Genomic DNA, 250 nt, shown 5'->3' with positions numbered 1-250 from the left:
GGGCTTGATCACCCGTTGCGCCACCATTGCAGGCCACGCAACCAGCGGCCGCGCCTGACGTACGCGGCCAGCAGGGCCTGGCGTGACAGCGGCGAGCTGCGCGCAAAGCGTTCGGCATCACTCGCCAGGCCATGCAACGCGGCGCCGCCCAGTTGCTGCCGCCGGCGTCTGGCGCGCAGCAGCGTTCGGGCGCAGAAGTGGGCGATCTCGAAGCGCGTGTCGTCCGACAGCGGCGGCAGCTCGGCGGCGA

Annotated in this window: 1 protein-coding gene; it reads right to left on the bottom strand. The window is 72.4% G+C overall.

Annotated elements, in window-relative coordinates; translation table 11 throughout:
* Positions 1 to 8: 8 nt before the first annotated feature.
* On the bottom strand, positions 9 to 250 hold a 242-nt coding region (locus ACX2DJ_RS13065), incomplete at its 5' end, for a hypothetical protein (protein ID WP_462573175.1).

It is taken from the genome of Altererythrobacter chaiwopuensis, assembly GCF_054957755.1.
The sequence above is the reverse complement of the archived record's forward strand: the minus strand, read 5'-3'. Positions and strand labels throughout refer to the sequence as shown.